Origin of the sequence: Pontibacterium sinense (genome assembly GCF_015209595.1) — a bacterium.
GTDB classification, from domain to species: domain Bacteria; phylum Pseudomonadota; class Gammaproteobacteria; order Pseudomonadales; family Balneatricaceae; genus Pontibacterium; species Pontibacterium sinense.
The window spans coordinates 37,486-55,432 of sequence record NZ_JADEYS010000008.1; the positions used below are offsets into that span (position 1 = coordinate 37,486).

Consider the following 17,947-nt stretch of genomic DNA (forward strand, 5'->3'; position numbering starts at 1 on the left):
GATGATGGAGCTGGGCGCTGAAGCGACTCTGCTGGGATTGTTTATCAGTGGTTTAGTCTCTGCCACGCTACTGCCCGGTGGCTCAGAAGCCCTGTTCAGTTACATGCTCTATCAAGGTCAGTTTGCGGAATTTCCTCTGTTTATTGCGGTCACATCCGGTAATGCATTGGGTGGCATGATTACCTTCCTGATGGGTTGGTGGTTGGCGACCCGTTATCCCCTTAAAACCTTTGATAAACCCCAGCATCTGCGTGCTCAACGTTGGTTGGAACAATGGGGTCCTCTGGCATTGCTGCTATCCTGGCTACCGTTGGTGGGTGATCCTCTGTGTTTTATTGCCGGTTGGCTGCGTGGCCGGTTCTGGTTGTCTATGCTTATGATTTTATTGGGTAAGGCCGCTCGCTATCTGGTATTAATTGCCGTGGTGGGCTAATACTGACTAAGGTGCTTGAGTAAGTCCCTTCGCGCTGACACGGATGATGCCTCTATGATGAACAGCGATACCTTCCGTAAGCTTCGTATTACCATTTTGCTCCTACTGTTGCTGGGGATCTCCCTCAATACATGGCTTTCCATTGTCCGGGTAACGGATTGGGAAGAGCCGCTTTGGGTGGTGATTTACCCCATCAATGCGGATGACCGTATCGATACCCGTCAGTATATTTCTGCGTTGAGCGAAGAGCACTTCGAGGATATGGAGGTCTTTATGCAGCGCGAAGCTAAGCGGTATGGCATTCAGATCGATCAGCCATTGGAAGTGAAACTGGCACCGTTGGTTCGGTCACACCCCCCGGCCGTACCGGAAAATCCCAGTCTGTTAATGAATGTGCTCTGGAGTCTGAAGATGCGCTTCTGGTCATGGCAGAACGATAACTGGGAGGGGCCTGAGCCGGACATTCGCATCTATATGCGCCTGTTTTCGCCGGCGAATCGTAATATTTTAGAGCATTCGCTGGGTTTGCAGAAAGGCATGATTGGTTTAGTCAACGGTTTTGCCAGTGTGGACTATCAGGGGCGCAATAATATGGTGGCGATCCACGAACTAATGCACACATTAGGAGCCACGGATAAATATGATATGAAAACCAGTTTACCGCTTTGGCCAGAGGGTTATGCAGCCCCTCATCAGGAGCCTTTGATACCACAGAAAGCCGCTGAAGTGATGGGCGGGCGTATGATGGTGAGAGGAGGTATTGCTCTGATGCCCAATAGCCTGAAGCAGGTGATCGTGGGCCCTCAGACTGCGCACGAGATTAATTGGCGTAATCGCTAACCCGTTCCTATTACAGTGTCTTTGTCTCAAGGAGACGAGGGCATTGTATAAACACATGTTTTGGACATTCATTGCACCGTTCAGTGTGTTGTTCGACTTGCTCAACCAGTGTTTCCAGTGCGATATCTACGGTGGGGAAAAACGCGTCCTGGCCGATTTTTTCCAGATAACCGTTAGCTTTAAGCTCATCCAGGACATAGTTTTTTAACGAGCAAAAGCTGAGCTGATAACCTGCCTTTTTGAGCCGCTCCGACTCCTGCAATAACATCTCCGCACCCGATACGTCGATAAAGTTGATGCCGGTACAGTGAATCAGTATCTGTTTGCTCTGTGGATAGGTGAGCGGAAGCTGGTGGATACTGCGCTGAATGTGATCCACCGCGCCAAAGAAAATTGAACCATCGATACGCAGAATTTTAATACCCGGGCAGGATGCCAGTTTGAAACGTTTAATCGCACGCAGTTCGGTGCCATAGGCAAATGACAGTGGGGCGACTTCGGTCAATTTAGGGCGTGATGTACGTTTTAAGTACAACACCAGTGATACCAGTACGCCCAGATAGATGGCGAATTCCAACTCCAAAAACAGGGTTGAGAGGAAGGTAATCAGCAGAATGGCGGCTTCCTGTTTACTGCTCTGCAAAATCTGTGCGATGTGATGGCTGTCGATCAGATTCCAGGAGATCAGCAGGATAGCACCTGCCATCGCAGGCATCGGCAGATAGGCGGTAATATCGGGTAGCAGCAGTAAAATGAGCACCAGTATTGCTGCCGCTGAAATTCCCGCAAGCGGGGTTTGGGCACCGGAGTCGTAGTTCACGCCGCTGCGGGTGAAAGAACCCGAACCGGCGTAACACGAGAAGAAACTGCCAACGATATTCGATAAACCCTGGCCTAAAAATTCCTGATTACCTTCAATACGCTGCCCGGAACGGATCGCAATGGCGCGGGCGATCGATACCGCTTCTACCAGTCCTAAAATGGCGACAGCAATCGCTCCGGGCAGCAGGGCGCTGATGGTATCGATAGACAGGTCAGGCAGTGCAAACTGAGGTAGGGTGCCCGGCAGTGCGCCCACTAAAGGTACGTTGTGCTGGTCTCCCTGAAGCAACCAGCATAAAAAACTGCCAGCAGCCATCCCAACCAGCATCGCCGGAATTTTGGGGTTAATTATTCGGACACACTGGATGGTTAGAATTGTGGCCAGTGCAATCCCCAGAGAATAGAGATTCGTCGTATTCAACTGGCTGATCAGGGTATGCCAGGTGTCCACAAACGATGAGCCAGAGTCGATTTGAATCCCCAATATGTATTTCATCTGGCTGGTTGCAATCAGGATGGCGGCACCTGCAGTAAAGCCAATGACGACAGTATGAGAGATAAAGTTAACCAGCGTCCCCATACGTGCGAGCCCCAGCCCAAGCTGAATCAAGCCCGCCAGCAAGGTTAAGGTCATCACTGCCGGGATAAAGGCGTGGGTGTCGGGTGGAATGACACTGCTGACAACACTGAGTACTACAATGGAAATCGCCGCGGTCGGCCCTGAAATCAGGTGCAGTGAAGAGCCAAACAATCCGGCAATAACCGGTGTGATAATGGCGGTGTAGAGGCCGTACTCGGGGGGCAAGCCGGCAATCAGCGCGTAGGCAACACCTTGAGGAAGCACAACAATTGCGCCAGTCAGGCCGGCCATTAAATCTGCTTTTATTGTGTGAGGTGTCAGCTCTTGTCCCCAGATCAGAAAGGGCATCCATGCACGTAAAAAGCTAAGTACGTGTCTGGTCTGCTGAGTCTCTTCTTGCTGCATGTGGGGTGTCCTGAGATGGGTGCTGATTTAATTCGGAGGAGAATAGAGCTCTGGGCGCCAGAGATAATATCAGGTTAACCGGAATAGCGGGTAGAGTGGTTAAAAAACACTCAATACTTTCGTCGCTGGAAGCGCGGAACTGCGCTATAATCCGCGCCTTCTAAATTGTTGAATGTTCCCGAATTCCAGACCATGACTGAATCCGCCGCTGTAGAATCACCTGAAAAGAAAATTAAAGTCCGCACGAACAAGCTGCAGAAACGTCTGCGCCGTGAAGTGGGCCGTGCTATCGAAGACTTCAATATGATTGAAGATGGCGACAAGGTGATGGTATGCCTGTCCGGCGGTAAAGACTCCTATGCCATGCTGGATATCCTGCTGAACCTGCAGAAAAGTGCGCCGATTCATTTTGATATTGTGGCGGTGAACCTGGATCAGAAGCAGCCGGGTTTCCCTGAACATATCCTGCCGGAATACCTGGAATCGATCGGTGTGGAGTTCCACATCGTTGAGCGCGATACCTATTCCATCGTGAAAGAAGTGGTGCCGGAAGGTAAAACCACCTGCGCGCTTTGCTCCCGTTTACGTCGTGGTACGCTCTATGGTTTTGCTGAAGAAATTGGTGCGACGAAGATCGCGCTGGGCCATCACCGTGACGACATTCTGGAAACCTTCTTCCTGAACATGTTCTACGGCGGAAAACTGAAGTCGATGCCACCTAAGCTGGTATCCGATGACGGCAAAAACATGGTGATTCGCCCACTGGCCTATGCCCGTGAGAAAGATATTGCTGAGTATGGTGACCTGAAGCAGTTCCCGATCATTCCGTGCAACCTGTGTGGTTCGCAGGAAAACCTGCAGCGTCAGGTGATCAAAGAGATGCTGAACGGTTGGGATAAGTCTAATCCGGGTCGCATCGAAACCATGTTCCGTTCGCTGCAAAACGTAGTGCCTTCCCATCTGGCCGATACAAATCTGTTCAACTTCAAAGAACTGCAGAAGGGTTACGCGCATGGTATCGCCGGTGATAGTGTGACTAATCACTTCGATCCTGAGCAGCCGCAGGCGGAAAAGATGCCAGAGATGATTGATATCCTGGCACTGTAATACCCGTTTCCTACCTCCCTCTTAAGGAAACGGATTTCAACGAGGTAGTACGTTGTGAACATGAACGTTGTTCTGCTATCCCTGTGTCAAGCATTACTGACCACAGGGAACATCCTGTTAGTGTCTGTCACGGCTTTGATTGGCCGTGATATGGCGCCAAGTGCGGCACTCATCACCTTGCCGGTTGCGATGCAGTTTGTTGGTCTGATGGCTGCGACCATTCCTGCATCGCTGGTGATGAAGCGAATCGGACGTAAGAACGGTTTCTATCTCGGTACCACCATCGGAATTGCGGGTGCGTTCACCTGTATCTTCGCCTTAGATGGCAATCAGTTTGATCTCTTCTGTTTGGGTACCTTCCTACTGGGTATCGGTATCGGGTTTGGCACCTTGTATCGCTTTGCCGCCGTCGAAGTCTGTGCTCCCGATCAGAAGAACCGCGCGATCTCCATGGTCATGGCCGGTGGTGTATTGGCGGCGGTCGCCGGACCTGCACTGGCGGTATCCAGTCAGGGCTGGGTCGAAGACATCCCGTTTCAGGGCGCGTTTATCGGTCTGTTAGGGTTGTACATCATTGCGTTGCTCTTACTCAGCCTGATCCGTATTCCGCCAGTGAGTGCCGATGAACATCACGGTGAGGCGCGTCCGATCGCTGAGATCATCAGCCAGCCCAACTTTATCGGTGCTGTTGTTGCCGCAATGGTGGGCTATGCAGTGATGAACCTGCTGATGACCGCCACGCCGCTGGCTATGCAGCGCTGTGGTTATAGTTTTGGTTCGGTTGCCAACGTAATCGAATGGCACGTTTTAGGTATGTTTTTACCCTCGTTTTTTACTGGATCACTCGTTAATCGTTTTGGCATTAAACCGATGATCTATAGCGGTGCCGTGCTGATTATGGGTTGTATCGCGATTAATATGACAGGCACCAGTGAATGGCATTTCTTTGCGGCGTTGTTGCTGTTGGGTGTGGGCTGGAACTTCATGTTTATTCCGGCAACCCAGTTGCTGACAGGCACCTATAAACCGGCTGAGAAAGCCAAATCACAGGCCGCCAATGAGTTTCTGGTGTTTGGTGTTGTAACGTTATCCGCGTTGACATCCGGCTGGCTGGAAGACGCTTTGGGTTGGTTTACGATGAACTGGATGATGTTGCCAGTAGTACTCTGGGCCGTGGCTGTGGTGTACTTAATGGATAAGAAAGCGAAAGCAACCGTTTCCGCGGTCAGCTAAGCGCGGGGTGAGAGGGAGAACAACATGGCTAAAATTACCGGCAGCTGTTTGTGCGGCAAAGTTAAGTTTCACTGTGAGAATCAATTCACTCAGTTTCACTTGTGTCATTGTGAGCTCTGTCAGAAAGTCACTGGCAGTGCGCATGCATCCAATCTATTCACAGTGCATGACAATATCATCTGGCTGCGTGGGTATGCGTTCGTAAAGCGCTTTGATGTACCGGGGTGCTCAATGGCCCATGCATTTTGCGTCGAGTGTGGGTCTGCCATGCCGCGTCTGTCAGGAAAAGAGAAGTTGTTGGTTGTACCGGCGGGAAGTTTGGATAGTCAGGCTAACATCGCACCGCAGAGTAATATCTGCTGGGATGAACGCGCTAAATGGTATGACGATGCATTGAATGCACCTCACATTGACGGTGTACCCGAATAGCGTTCCAATTCACCACTCTTCGTTAAAGCTCTGAAGTGTCATGAAGTTAATCCTAAGCCGTAAAGGCACCGACTCCAGTGCAGGTGGGCTCCCCAGTCCTATCCTGCCTGATGGTCGTTTGCTCTCGTTACCCATTCCCCAGGATGACGCGACCACTCAATACTCCCATCTCATAGCGGGTAAGCAGAGTCTGTCCAGTCTGATTAAGCAGCTCGGCGGTAAACAGTGGCGCAGCGGCTGTCATCTGGACCCGGATATCGATCCATCCTTAATTGTTGATACGGAGAGCTGGTTGCCCGCGTTTGGTCAGTTTGGCTCAGCCCAGCGACACCTGGAGCACGAAGGCGTGGGTGTCGGGGATCTATTTCTGTTCTTCGGTTGGTATCGACAGACTGAACGGGTGAAAGGCCGGATGCAGTTCGTTAAAGGTGCCCCAGATATTCACCTGATCCATGGCTGGATGCAGGTCGGTGAGATTATTCATCCCTCCCCGGAGGTGCTTGAGCAGTATCCGCTGTTGGCTAATCATCCCCATATGCAAAAGGATTACGCCTTCAACACCCTCTACCTGCCGTCACCTCAGCTGTCCATTGCCGGTGAGGTGCTGCAACACGCGGGGTATGGGATGTTTCCAGCGTATGACGAGCAGCTGCAACTCACCACCCCGGGCGAAAATCGCACCCAGTGGACGCTGCCGGATGTCTTCTATCCCGATGATTTTGCTGACGGGCTGAGTTATCACCGCCAACCTTGGCGCTGGAATCGGCGAGAGCATGACGTGCAATTGAAGGCTGCGGCCCGTGGGCAGGAGTTTGTATTGGATCTGGACAAGCAGCCTGCGGTGAATGACTGGCTCAGCCAGTTGTTTCTATCCATTGAAAGGCGCTAAATTAGACTTGACCCCATCCACCCCATCTCGTCATCATTAGCGCCTAATTTTAGGGGGATGCATGAAAAGTTACCTATTTGCGACTGAGAACGAACGTGGCGGTGTAATCCTCTGTGATATCGATACGCTGGAAGAGGCGGTTGAATATCTGCAACAACGCTTTGATGGTGTTGTGCGGGTTGAGCAGGGCCGCAGTTACTGGTGTATCAAAGAAGGCTTCGCTGAGCTACCTCCCGCACAAGATGCGACCAATGCGCCACCTACCGGAACGACGCCTTAGTTGTTCTTTCCCCGGCCGGATGTTGTCTTGTCGGTAATACCGCTTTTAAAGCGGTACGGCTCCACGTAAACCGCTTCATCTGTCGACTCAACGAATCCAATGTATGCGGGAATCCCATCAGTTGATTGCCGCTGACTATCTTTATTAGCAGGGATGCGCCAGTCATCGCTGTGGGTGCAATCAATCACTTCAACACACTGAATTTTCATCACTCATCTTACGGCTCTGTTTAAATTGCCGGTGCAATATTTCACAGCACCAAGACAGTTGTATGACAGTGTCGGTGAATGGTGGGATAAGGTAATCTAAACAGCATCTTATCGAATCCATCTCGTACAACAGACGCACGTTGAAAACCGTGGCGGTGATGCCTAAAGCGGTCTGATCAGGAATAGGACATGTTTCGCATATATCACTCGAATGCACTGGATGTGCTTAAGGATCTGCTGGTTGAGCTGATCCGGCTGGACCCGCTGACCGATCCGTTTGCACAGGAAACTATTCTGGTGCAAAGCCCGGGTATGGCACAGTGGCTGAAGCTGGAACTGGCACAAGCGCAGGGCATTGCCGCGAGCGTTGATTTTCCGCTACCGGCGTCCTTCCTCTGGAAGAGTTTTTCTGAGGTATTGGAGGGGGTGCCTGAACGTTCGGCGTTTAATAAAGAGGCGATGACCTGGAAGTTGATGGAGCTGCTGCCTTCTGAGTTAGACCAGCCGGAATTCAGTGATCTGCAACGTTATCTGGCGGCGGATCAGGGGAACTTTAAGCTCTACCAGTTGTGCGGCAAAATCGCTGATACGTTTGACCAATATTTGGTGTATCGCCCGGATTGGATAGCGGACTGGGAGCAGGGTGGTCAGCTGGCCGCTGAGACCCAGCCATGGCAACCGGTGCTGTGGCGTGCGCTGGTAGAACGGACACGTGATTCTGGCCAGGCTCATTGGCATCGTGCCAATATGTTCTCTGAATTTGTCTCGGCATTAGGCAGAGCCCGTGGTCAGGCGGGGTTACCCACGCGGTTGTTTGTCTTTGGTATCTCCGCGTTACCGCAAAACTACCTTGAAGCCCTGAATGCGATGGGGCAAAAGATCGATGTACACCTGATGGTTACCAACCCATGTCGTTACTACTGGGGTGAGATTCTGGATCAGGGGCAGATCGCCCGTCTTAACCGCAGCTGGTTTGATAAGCCGGGTACAGATCTGGGCAACTACTTCGAGCATGGTAATCCTCTACTGGCATCGATGGGCAAGCTGGGTCGTGATTATCTGGTGCAGTTGCAAGAGCTTAAAGCACCGGAGATTGAAGCGTTTGCCGATATCGACCGTGACAGTCTGTTGCACCAGATGCAGGCGGATATTCTGGATCTGGATGATCGGGCACGTTTCCCAACTCAGCCGGATGGTTTCCAGCAGAGTGTTCATAAAACGCCAATCAATGCAGACGATACTTCGATTCAGTTGCATGGTTGTCATAGCCCAATGCGGGAAGTGGAGGTGCTACACGATCAGCTGCTGGCGATGTTTCAGGCTCAACCTGAGTTGTCGCCACGTGATGTGATTGTGATGATGCCGGATGTGGCAACCTACGCACCCTACGTGGATGCGATATTTGGCAATGCGCCGCCGGATCGTTATATCCCGTTCTCTATTTCTGACCGTTCTGCACAGCAGGAAAACCCGCTGTTGCAGAGCTTCCTGCGTTTCATCGCACTGGCGAATAGCCGTCTGACCGTCTCTGAAGTACTGGAATTATTGGAAGTCCCCGCCGTGATGCGTTGCTTCGGGCTTGATCAGGAGGGTTTTCACCGGATTCGTCACTGGGTGGCAGAGGTGAACATCCGCTGGGGATTGGACAGCAATCAACGCAGCCAATGGGATCTGCCGGAGTTTGAGCAGAACAGCTGGCAGTTTGGTTTGCAGCGTATGCTGGCCGGTTACGCATTGGGTGACAGTGACGACCTCTGGTCGGGTATCGCACCCTATGGTGAGGTCGAGGGGCTGGAAGCCGATCTGCTGGGTAAACTGGCGGATTTTGTTGATCTGCTTGGCTTTTGTACCGAACGTTTTAAGGGTGAACAGACACCTGAGAGCTGGATTGAGCTGATCAATGAGCTGCTGGTACGCAGCTATCAGCCGGATGAATTAGATGAAGTCGCGTTGGATCAGGTGCGTAAGGTACTGGCCCAGCTGCAGGAACAGATTAGCGATGCGGGATGGAGCGCGCCCCTATCGATTGAGGTGTTGTGTGATTACCTAAACAACGGCTTAGACAGCGCCCGGTCCAGTCAGCGGTTTATGGTGGGGGCGGTGAACTTTTGTACCTTGATGCCGATGCGCTCGATTCCATTCAACGTGGTTTGCCTGCTGGGTATGAACGATGGCGATTACCCCCGCACTATGCCGCCGATTGGCTTTGATCTGATGGCCGATCAGGTACGCCGGGGGGATCGTTCCCGCCGTGATGATGACCGTTATCTGTTCCTTGAAGCGGTGCTTTCAGCGCGGGAAAAGCTCTATGTCAGCTATGTTGCCCGCTCAATTCATGACAACACGGAAAAAGTGCCGTCTGTTCTGGTGAGTGAGCTGGTGGAGTATCTGGCGCAGGCCTATGTGATGCCGCATAACGTTGATCTGGATATGGACAGCAGCGCCGAAGCGCTGAAAACCGCGCTTTTGACCGAGCATCCGTTGGCACCGTTCAGTCGTGACTATTTTAGTGTGGATTCGGATTACTTCAGTTATGCCTCTGAATGGCTGGTGGCGGCTGCCGCTGAGCAGCAAACCCCGGCGAGTTTTGTATCTGCACCCTTGGAATCAGATACGCCGACTGAGTTGGAATTGTCTGATCTGCTGCGTTTCTTCCGTAATCCGAGTCGCTATTTTTTCACCCAGCGCTTAAAAGTGCACTTTGAAACCCGTGAATCAGGTGCCGAAGATGATGAGCCGTTTAAGGTGGAAGGGCTGGATGATTACCAGCTGAAACAGCGGTATCTGGCAACGGCGCTGGCCGGTGAGTCTCTGGATCAGGTGGATGCCTGGATTCAGGCGGAAGGGCTGCTGCCGGTCGGGCAGAGTGGTTATCAAAGCTTGAACAAGGTACGTAAAGATTGTTCAGAGCTGGCGGAGAAACTGGAACCGCTGATGACGGAAACGGCGCGTCGCCGCGAGATCCGCATCAAGTTCCCGAATTTAACCAAACTACGGCTGACCGGATGGCAAGACGGTTGGCACGGTTCCACACTGCTGCGCTATCGTCCGGCGCAAGTGCAGGGTTACGATCGTTTGTTTGGCTGGATCGAACATCTGTGTGCCTGCGCCTGTTTTGGCGATACGCAGGCCACCATTCATCGAGGATTGTCGGCACAGCTGACCTTTCATCCGCTGAGTCGTGATGAGGCCACGCAAAAGCTGGAAGTGTTAGTAAATCTGTATCTGGAAGGTCTGCAACGCCCTCTGGCGTTTGAGCCGGGTGTCGGCTGGGCGTATCTGTCGGTGCTGGAGAAAGGTGAAGACCGGGCGCGAGTTGCCGCGCAGACCCGTTTTGAAGGTGGTTTTAACAGCTACGGAGCGATTGAAGATCCGTACCTGCGCCGGGTTTATCCACAATACAGCGCATTTGAGCCGGGTTTAGTGCCGCTGACGGAGCAGGTGTTAGCCCCGATGCTGCCGTGGCTGGAAGAAGGTAAGGAGTAAGGCAAGGATGAGTGATCTGATTCCACTACAACCGCTGACATTCCCTTTGCACGGTGTGCGCCTGATTGAGGCGAGTGCTGGTACCGGGAAAACATACACCATTACAGCGCTCTATCTGCGTTTACTGCTGGGACATGGTGATCAAGGCCCTGTACGCCCATTGGGGCCTGATCAAATTCTGGTGGTGACTTTTACCGAAGCCGCAACCGAAGAGTTGCGCGACCGCATCCGTGTGCGTATCGCCGAAGCCCGTCAGGCCTTTATGCTGGCGCTGAACTGGCAGGAAGTAAAAGATCTGTTCTTGAGTCAGCTGATTGAAGCGATTGAGGATAAAGAGGCTGCGGTGAAGCTGCTGGAGCAAGCCGCCCAGCAGATGGATGAAGCCGCGATCTTCACCATTCACGGCTTCTGTCAGCGGATGCTTAAACGCCATGCCTTTGAAAGCGGTGCGCTGTTTGAGACCGAGTTGACCCAAGACTCCCAGCGTTTGTTGCATCAGGCGGTGATGGACTTCTGGCGTAACGAGATCTATCGCATGGAGGCCGGTATCGCCTCGGCCGTGCTGCATTTGTGGAAAACGCCGGTGGATCTGGGTAAAGATCTAAACGGGTTCTGGAACTCACCGGAACTGCGTTTGCAGCCGGATCTGTCGGAGCAAAATCTGACCGAGCTGTTTACGCAGTTCCAGAGTCTGTTACAACGCTTTAAGGCGCTCTGGTTGTCACAAGGCGGGGACCTGGAAGCATTGATCCGCGATTCGGGTGTCAGTAAACAAAGCTATCGTAAAAATCTGCTGCCGAACTGGTTGGCTAAAATCGGTGAGTTTTGTGAAACCGACAGTTCGGTGCTGGATAAAAAGCTGGTCGGAGTGCTGGAGCGTTTTCAGCAATCACGATTGCATGAAAAATCGCCCAAAGGTAATCCGCCAGAGCATGAGTTGTTCCGCCTGACCGAAGAGCTGTTGGAAGCGCGGGTGCCTGTGCGTGAAATTATGCTGGCCCGAGCATTTCGTGATGTACGTCAGCGCTTTAATCAGCACAAAGCGCAGCACAATTTGCTCACATTTGATGACCTGTTGATCAACCTGGATCGTTCTCTGAGTCAGGATCAATCCGGATTATTGGCCTCGGCTATTCGCACGCAGTTCCCACTGGCGCTGATCGATGAGTTTCAGGATACCGACCCGATGCAGTATCGCATCTTCAGTCAGATATACGCCGCAGTACCGGATGAGGAAGCGCAGGCGCCGGGGCTGGTGATGATCGGTGATCCTAAGCAGGCGATCTATGCCTTCCGTGGCGCGGATATCTTTACCTATATCCGTGCGCGGCGTCAGGTAGATGCACCCTATACGCTGGATACCAACTGGCGCTCGACGTCACGGATGGTGGAGTCCGTTAACCGGATTTTTGAAACGGCACAGGCGCCGTTTATCTACGAGCAGGATATTAAGTTCCAATCGGTGAAGGCGGGCGGTAAATCCGATAAGAAACCCCTTCAGATGGGTGGGAAAGCGCTGCCCGCGATGACGTTCTGGTATCAGGACGATGACGCACCGATCAATCGCAATACCTACTTCACCCGCTTCGCCCGCTCGACCGCAGTGGAGATCGAACGTCTGCTGGCTGGTGATACCTCGATGGGTGATCAGCCGCTGGCGGCGGGAGATATCGCGGTGCTGGTGCGTGATCGTTATGAAGCCGATGCGATCCGCACGGCGCTGACAGAATTTCAGCGACCTTGTGTGTACCTGAGTAATCGCGAAAGTGTATTTGCCACACAAGAAGCTCTCGATATGTTGTTGCTACTGCAGGCGGTGCAGGAGCCAAACAACGAACGTTTTGTCCGCGCGGCGTTGGCGACGTCCGTATTGCAGCTGGATGTCGAGGCTCTGGATCGCCTCAACCATGACGAGCGCGCATGGGAAGCGGCGGTGGCGGAATTTACGGAATACCAGCAGGTGTGGTTGCGGTTAGGTGTGTTGCCGATGCTGCACCGCTTACTGCAACGGCGCAAGCTCTCTGAATTGATGCTCTCCCGTGCAGATGGCGAGCGGCGTCTAACCGACCTGCTGCATCTGGGTGAGCTGTTGCAAACCGCAAGTACAGAAGTTGAAGGCACTGCGGGTCTGTTGCGTTGGTATGCGGAGAAGCTGAACAGCCCCAACGGTAGCTCGGAAGATCAGCAGTTGCGTTTGGAGAGTGATCGTAATCTGGTGACATTAGTTACGATCCATAAATCCAAAGGTCTGGAATATCCCGTTGTCTTCCTGCCATTTCCCTGTGCGATGAAAGAGAGCAAGCAGGCTCTTTACCACGACGACAGTGGTGAAACCGTGGTGGACTTACAGGCCTCGGACGAGGCGATGGCAAAAGCGGATGAAGAGCGCCTGGCGGAAGATCTGCGCTTGCTTTATGTCGCCCTGACCCGTTCGGTGTACGCCTGCTATATGGGTGTAGCGGACGTGAAAGTGGGCCAGAAAAAAGATCAGTTACGCCGCACCGCACTGGGTTATCTGTTGTTGCAGGAAGAGCGTGAGTTGGATGAGGCGATGGCCGGTATACCAGCGCTTTCAGCAGCGATTACCGTATTGGAACCGCCGCAAAGTGCCCCTCAGATCGATCTGTTTGCCGCAGAACCTGAAGCCAAACCGGAGCTGCAGGTCCGCACCTTTAAAGGCCGGATTAAACGTGACTGGCGGGTGACCAGTTACTCGGCACTGAGCAGTCATGGCAGCGGTTATCAACTGCCGGAGTTGCCGGGTTTGGATCTGGAGGTGGCAGGTGAAGAAGCGGAGGTCGCTGAGCCGGAACAGACGATCTTCAGTTTTCCCAAAGGGGCTCGTGCCGGTACGTTCTTGCACGCCGTGTTTGAGGATCTGGACTTCCCTACGGCAGGCGGACCGGAGCTGGATGAGTATCTGCAAGAGCGCCTGACGCTGGAAGGTTATGAAACCGACTGGACACCGGTACTGAACTCACTCGTGGCAGATGTACTGGACAGTGATCTGGACGGTCAGGGGCTACGGATGCGAGATCTCACCGCGCAGGACAAACTGGTGGAGATGGAATTTATGTTGCCAGTGAGTGGTCTGGACTGCGGTGCACTTAATCAATTGGTACGCGCAGAAGATAATCTGTCAGCGCAGGCAGGGCTGCTCTCCTTTGATCAGGTGAACGGGATGTTAAAAGGCTTTATCGACTTGGTATTCCGCCATGAAGGCCGGTATTACGTGCTCGATTACAAATCCAATTATCTCGGCGGCACACATGATGCGTATACCCAAGAGGCGATGGCGGGTGCGATGATTGACCACCGCTATGATCTTCAATACCAGCTTTATACGCTGGCGCTACACCGTCTGTTGCAGAGCCGGATACCGGATTATAACTACGAAGAACATATGGGCGGTGTTTTCTATCTCTTCCTGCGAGGGATGGGGCAGGGGGATCATGGTGTTTTCCATTGCCGTCCTGATGCGGGCTTTATCGAGCAGCTGGATCAACAGTTCCGAGCAGGAGAAACCGCATGAGTGAATTATTGTCGGTCCTCCGTAGCCGGGTTGATGCCGGTGAACTGCGCCCGCTGGATTATCAGTTTGGTCGTTTTTTGCAACAGAAAGGTGCACCTGATCTGGCGGTTCTTGCGGGTACGTTGGTCAGCGCTGAACTGGCGCAGGGCAATGTGTGTCTGGTGTTGTCCCGGTTGCCAGAGTTGTCGCCTGAGCTGAAGCAGCTGACAGTGCAGTTGGGACTATCAACGCTGGGCCTGCATGCGCAGATCATCGGTGACGGCTCTGAAACAACGCCACTGGTGTTAAACGGTGACCGCCTCTATCTGCACCGTTATTGGTCGTATGAGGTGATGATTGCCGCCAGTTTACATACCCGGGCGGCACGCTCGGATGTGGATCTTGAGACACTCAGGTCCGGTCTGAATAAATTGTTCGGTCGTCAATCCGGTGAACCGGACTGGCAGAAAGTGGCAGCAGCCATTGCTGCTCAGCGACGTTTTTCAGTGATTTCCGGTGGACCAGGAACGGGTAAAACCACCACTGTGACCAAACTGCTCGCGCTGATCTGTGAGCAGAGCCTGCAACTGGGACGTGAACCGGTGATTAAATTGGCTGCGCCAACCGGTAAAGCCGCCGCACGCCTGTCTGAATCGATTGCCGGTGCGGTGAGCAAACTGCCGTTGTCGGTTGAGCAGCGCGCTTCAATTCCGGCGGACGCGAGTACCCTGCATCGGTTACTCGGTGTTATACCAAACAGCCATAGCTTCCGTCATAACGCCGAGAATCCCTTACATCTCGATCTGCTGGTGGTGGATGAGGCATCGATGATCGATCTGCCGATGATGGCGCGGTTGCTGGATGCTTTACCGGACAGTGCCCGGTTAATCCTGATCGGAGATCGGGATCAGCTGGCGTCGGTTGAAGCGGGCAGTGTCTTGGGTGATATCTGTCGTTGGCCGGGTGAGGTGGGGTATTCGGTGGAGCAGGCGAAAATATTGTCAGCGCTGTGCGATATCAGTGCTGCAGATATTTCTCAGAATTACCCGTCCCCCTTAGCAGATTCTGTGGCGTTACTACGTAAAAGTTACAGATTTCATGATCAGAGCGGTATTGGGCATCTGGCACGCGCCGTTAATACCGGAGATGTGGCGCGTTTTACGCAAGTTCTGAAAAGCGCCAATTACGGTGATATCGAGCTCAATCCACTGACCAGTGAAGGTTATGCTGCACTGATTGCCCGAGCGGTGGATGGCTATAGTCATTACCTGCGCTGTGTGGATGACAACGCTGCGCCGGAGCATATTCTGGCTCAGTTCAACCGCTTACAGCTACTTTGTGCACTGCGGGAAGGGCCCTACGGTGTGGCGGGGCTAAACGAAACGATTCGTAGTGCATTAGCGAAACGTCGGCTGGTGTCCAGCGAAGGCCAGTGGTTTAGCGGTCGCCCGGTGATTATCACCCGCAATGATTCTGTGATGGAGTTATATAACGGTGATATCGGTATCACGCTGCCTGACGAAGACGGCAATCTTCGGGTTTGGTTTGAACAGTCAGGTCGGATGCGTGCGGTGTTGCCCAGCCGGTTACCTGAACACGAAACCGTGTTTGCGATGACGGTACATAAAAGTCAGGGATCAGAGTTTGAGCAGGTACTGTTGTTACTGCCGCCAGATGACAGCCCGGTACTGACCCGTGAGTTGCTCTATACAGGGATTACACGTGCTAAACAGTCGTTGGCATTGTACGGGACAGACCGGGTGTTCAGGCAAGCGACGTTGCGGCCTACCGAACGTAACGGTGGTTTGGCTGATCGATTATGGCAGATGTAAAACCAACCGCTTAGAACGCAAATAGGGAGCCAATGGCTCCCTATTATCGATCATATGTTAATAATCAGATCTGGTTCAGAATCCTAGCGACGGCGACGTTGCTGCTCTTCTTCCGTGCGTATACGGATGGGTTTCAGCTCTTTCTGAGCAGGTTTGCTCATCTTGAACATGATATAACCGGCAGCCAGGGCCAGCAAAGTTGTAAAAATCAGCATATGTCGCTCCTAGTGCCGGTGCATACCGGTCGTCAGATTCGGCATCGACGGTCAGCGCGGGTAGCGCTCCTCAGACACGATACTACTGATTATAGACCCTGTTGACCAACGTATTGTTCAAATTCGGTGAATCCACCGATGTGCTCCTGTCCAACAAAGATCTGCGGCACTGTTTCTACCGGTTTACCCACGGTTTTTTCAAGATCGGCTTTGCTGATATTCTCTGCGTGGATATCGATATAGCGGAAGCTCAGCTCTTTGATTTCACACAGCTGCTTAGCACGAGTACAAAAACCACAACCCGGACGGCCAAAAATAGTAACGCGTTTCATGATGTTGCTGTCTCCTGATCAAAATTCCATGAGTGCATTACAACATGCAGGGCAGGACGGCGACCAATTGGATCTGTTTATTCCGTTCATTTACTCCCGCTATGGAACGCAATAGGTCAATTCAAGATTCTCTCGCGCAACTCAGAAATTTTTCATTAGGTAGAAAGTTATCAAAGGTTGTTTTTTTTTATGTGCAGCGCAGCGTTAACCCGTTGTTTCTGGGGTGTCCATGCTTTTCCCCAAAGCCTGTGGATAAACCTGTCGACAAGATTTGGGCAAACTTCTCAGCGAGCAGTAATACGGGCACTTCATTTGAATTGGTTAAAAAATGTACAGATATCTAACTGTATGATTTGTAATGTCAAACGCCGTTATTCAATTAAATATTGCAACGTTATAAGACAATAACGTGAATGAAAAAAAATCATGTTGATAGCGAATATAGGTGAGCAAACTATTTTTGAGGCTTGTAGCAGAAGAAGGCTTATGGCAGCCCGGACGCATTCAAGTGGGTTTGGTGACGAGGTTGAGAAGAGAAGGGGGAGGGGCTATTGCTATGACACAAAGATCAAACGGGCTTACCCCCAGTGGGGTTAGGCCCGTTCATAGTAATAAGAGAATGACTGTTACCAGGTGGAAGCCGGTTTACGACGACCGGTGAAGGAACGTACCAACAGACCCAGAATCACACCACCCAACGCGATCAGACCGCCATGAGTGAACCAACGCATCAGGTTGCTTTCATCCATAGTTTCAATCTGGAAGCTAAGCGTCTTAATTTCAGTCTTCAAAGAGCTCACTTCATCCGCCAGCGTTTCACGTTCATTGCGAATCGAACTCAGCTCTGCTTGCAGCTCGTTGATCACTTCACTCTGCTCTGAAACTTTACTGCGGCTGTTCTTAAGATCACTTTCTAATACGGGCAGACGGGCGCTCATGCTAGGGCCGGTGCCTACATTATTAGGTGCAACCCAACCTACTTTCCCTTTCGGGGTACGGATCTGAACGTATTTTGTGCCCTTGTCCCGCTTCAGGATTTTGACCGGTGCGCCACTTTGAACCCGACCTGTAATTTTGTATTTGTTGCTCGGACCGCTGTGATAGAAGACATACACATCATCAGCGATATGCCCTGTTTGAGCCTGAACCTGTAAGGAAAGAGTAAAAAATAGAAATATGAGTATTTTTTTCATTAATGCCGTCACTAGTGTGAATTTGCCAATATTGTGAAGGGTCTGACTCCCTACCATCGACCCGATGTACCTACCCGTGGATCACTTCGACAGTAAAAAACTGAAAATGATCCGTGCGTATTCTACAAACTTGTTCAATAATTTTCGATGA

15 protein-coding genes are annotated in these 17,947 nt (G+C 52.1%); 10 read left to right on the forward strand and 5 right to left on the reverse strand.

What is annotated here, in order from left to right:
- The first annotated feature begins 1 nt into the window (after position 1).
- Together IOQ59_RS09445 and IOQ59_RS09450 are read left to right on the forward strand one after the other, a co-directional pair.
- Complete coding sequence (locus IOQ59_RS09445; protein WP_193953039.1) at positions 2 to 433, forward strand: YqaA family protein; 432 nt, start codon at positions 2 to 4, stop codon at positions 431 to 433.
- Between the two features lie 54 nt (positions 434 to 487).
- Positions 488 to 1,273 carry a hypothetical protein gene (locus IOQ59_RS09450; RefSeq protein ID WP_193953040.1) on the forward strand — a complete coding sequence of 262 codons (786 nt, stop codon included), beginning with the start codon at positions 488 to 490 and terminating at the stop codon, positions 1,271 to 1,273.
- Positions 1,274 to 1,283: 10 nt separating this feature from the next.
- On the opposite strand, the gene IOQ59_RS09455 is transcribed toward IOQ59_RS09450, so the two are convergent.
- Positions 1,284 to 3,080, reverse strand: a complete 1,797-nt coding sequence (locus tag IOQ59_RS09455; protein WP_193953041.1) for a SulP family inorganic anion transporter — start codon at positions 3,078 to 3,080, stop codon at positions 1,284 to 1,286.
- Between the two features lie 192 nt (positions 3,081 to 3,272).
- On the opposite strand from IOQ59_RS09455, the gene ttcA reads away from it, so the two are divergent.
- From ttcA to IOQ59_RS09480, 5 genes are all read left to right on the forward strand, one after another.
- Positions 3,273 to 4,187: a tRNA 2-thiocytidine(32) synthetase TtcA gene (gene ttcA / locus IOQ59_RS09460; protein WP_193953042.1), complete on the forward strand. Its 915-nt coding sequence runs from the start codon at positions 3,273 to 3,275 to the stop codon at positions 4,185 to 4,187.
- 54 nt (positions 4,188 to 4,241) lie between these two features.
- Positions 4,242 to 5,420: an MFS transporter gene (locus tag IOQ59_RS09465; protein ID WP_193953043.1), complete on the forward strand. Its 1,179-nt coding sequence runs from the start codon at positions 4,242 to 4,244 to the stop codon at positions 5,418 to 5,420.
- 24 nt (positions 5,421 to 5,444) lie between these two features.
- On the forward strand, positions 5,445 to 5,849 hold the full coding sequence (locus tag IOQ59_RS09470) for a GFA family protein (protein WP_193953044.1): 405 nt from the start codon (positions 5,445 to 5,447) through the stop codon (positions 5,847 to 5,849).
- 40 nt (positions 5,850 to 5,889) lie between these two features.
- Positions 5,890 to 6,738, forward strand: coding sequence for an Nmad3 family putative nucleotide modification protein (locus tag IOQ59_RS09475; RefSeq protein ID WP_193953045.1), 849 nt, complete (start codon positions 5,890 to 5,892; stop codon positions 6,736 to 6,738).
- Between the two features lie 61 nt (positions 6,739 to 6,799).
- Complete coding sequence (locus IOQ59_RS09480) at positions 6,800 to 7,018, forward strand: hypothetical protein (protein WP_193953046.1); 219 nt, start codon at positions 6,800 to 6,802, stop codon at positions 7,016 to 7,018.
- Here IOQ59_RS09480 and IOQ59_RS09485 read toward each other — a convergent pair.
- A complete protein-coding gene (locus IOQ59_RS09485; RefSeq protein WP_193953047.1) occupies positions 7,015 to 7,227 on the reverse strand; it encodes a hypothetical protein in 213 nt (70 codons plus the stop codon). The genes IOQ59_RS09480 and IOQ59_RS09485 overlap by 4 nt on opposite strands.
- Positions 7,228 to 7,416: 189 nt before the next feature.
- On the opposite strand from IOQ59_RS09485, the gene recC reads away from it, so the two are divergent.
- From recC to recD, 3 genes are read left to right on the forward strand one after another with little or no spacing between them, the layout of a single operon-like run.
- Positions 7,417 to 10,713: an exodeoxyribonuclease V subunit gamma gene (gene recC / locus IOQ59_RS09490; RefSeq protein ID WP_193953048.1), complete on the forward strand. Its 3,297-nt coding sequence runs from the start codon at positions 7,417 to 7,419 to the stop codon at positions 10,711 to 10,713.
- Between the two features lie 7 nt (positions 10,714 to 10,720).
- On the forward strand, positions 10,721 to 14,245 hold the full coding sequence (gene recB / locus IOQ59_RS09495; RefSeq protein ID WP_193953049.1) for an exodeoxyribonuclease V subunit beta: 3,525 nt from the start codon (positions 10,721 to 10,723) through the stop codon (positions 14,243 to 14,245).
- On the forward strand, positions 14,242 to 16,056 hold the full coding sequence (gene recD / locus IOQ59_RS09500) for an exodeoxyribonuclease V subunit alpha (protein ID WP_193953050.1): 1,815 nt from the start codon (positions 14,242 to 14,244) through the stop codon (positions 16,054 to 16,056). The genes recB and recD overlap by 4 nt, the downstream gene beginning before the upstream one ends.
- Positions 16,057 to 16,139: 83 nt before the next feature.
- On the opposite strand, the gene IOQ59_RS21360 is transcribed toward recD, so the two are convergent.
- The 3 genes from IOQ59_RS21360 to IOQ59_RS09510 form a co-directional block, all read right to left on the reverse strand.
- Complete coding sequence (locus IOQ59_RS21360; protein WP_255512537.1) at positions 16,140 to 16,271, reverse strand: hypothetical protein; 132 nt, start codon at positions 16,269 to 16,271, stop codon at positions 16,140 to 16,142.
- 89 nt (positions 16,272 to 16,360) lie between these two features.
- Positions 16,361 to 16,603, reverse strand: coding sequence for a GrxA family glutaredoxin (locus tag IOQ59_RS09505; RefSeq protein ID WP_193953051.1), 243 nt, complete (start codon positions 16,601 to 16,603; stop codon positions 16,361 to 16,363).
- 626 nt (positions 16,604 to 17,229) lie between these two features.
- On the reverse strand, positions 17,230 to 17,796 hold the full coding sequence (locus IOQ59_RS09510) for a TIGR04211 family SH3 domain-containing protein (protein ID WP_193953052.1): 567 nt from the start codon (positions 17,794 to 17,796) through the stop codon (positions 17,230 to 17,232).
- Positions 17,797 to 17,947 lie beyond the last annotated feature (151 nt).

Bases quoted from the DNA above. Each gene is read 5' to 3' on its own strand.
- IOQ59_RS09445 (WP_193953039.1), top strand. From the start codon at position 2: ATGATGGAGCTGGGCGCTGAAGCGACTCTGCTGGGATTGTTTATCAGT.
- recC (WP_193953048.1), top strand. From the start codon at position 7,417: ATGTTTCGCATATATCACTCGAATGCACTGGATGTGCTTAAGGATCTG.
- ttcA (WP_193953042.1), top strand. From the start codon at position 3,273: ATGACTGAATCCGCCGCTGTAGAATCACCTGAAAAGAAAATTAAAGTC.
- IOQ59_RS09510 (WP_193953052.1), bottom strand. From the start codon at position 17,796: ATGAAAAAAATACTCATATTTCTATTTTTTACTCTTTCCTTACAGGTT.
- IOQ59_RS09480 (WP_193953046.1), top strand. From the start codon at position 6,800: ATGAAAAGTTACCTATTTGCGACTGAGAACGAACGTGGCGGTGTAATC.
- IOQ59_RS09455 (WP_193953041.1), bottom strand. From the start codon at position 3,080: ATGCAGCAAGAAGAGACTCAGCAGACCAGACACGTACTTAGCTTTTTA.
- IOQ59_RS21360 (WP_255512537.1), bottom strand. From the start codon at position 16,271: ATGCTGATTTTTACAACTTTGCTGGCCCTGGCTGCCGGTTATATCATG.
- IOQ59_RS09470 (WP_193953044.1), top strand. From the start codon at position 5,445: ATGGCTAAAATTACCGGCAGCTGTTTGTGCGGCAAAGTTAAGTTTCAC.
- IOQ59_RS09475 (WP_193953045.1), top strand. From the start codon at position 5,890: ATGAAGTTAATCCTAAGCCGTAAAGGCACCGACTCCAGTGCAGGTGGG.
- IOQ59_RS09485 (WP_193953047.1), bottom strand. From the start codon at position 7,227: ATGAAAATTCAGTGTGTTGAAGTGATTGATTGCACCCACAGCGATGAC.
- recB (WP_193953049.1), top strand. From the start codon at position 10,721: ATGAGTGATCTGATTCCACTACAACCGCTGACATTCCCTTTGCACGGT.
- recD (WP_193953050.1), top strand. From the start codon at position 14,242: ATGAGTGAATTATTGTCGGTCCTCCGTAGCCGGGTTGATGCCGGTGAA.
- IOQ59_RS09450 (WP_193953040.1), top strand. From the start codon at position 488: ATGATGAACAGCGATACCTTCCGTAAGCTTCGTATTACCATTTTGCTC.
- IOQ59_RS09505 (WP_193953051.1), bottom strand. From the start codon at position 16,603: ATGAAACGCGTTACTATTTTTGGCCGTCCGGGTTGTGGTTTTTGTACT.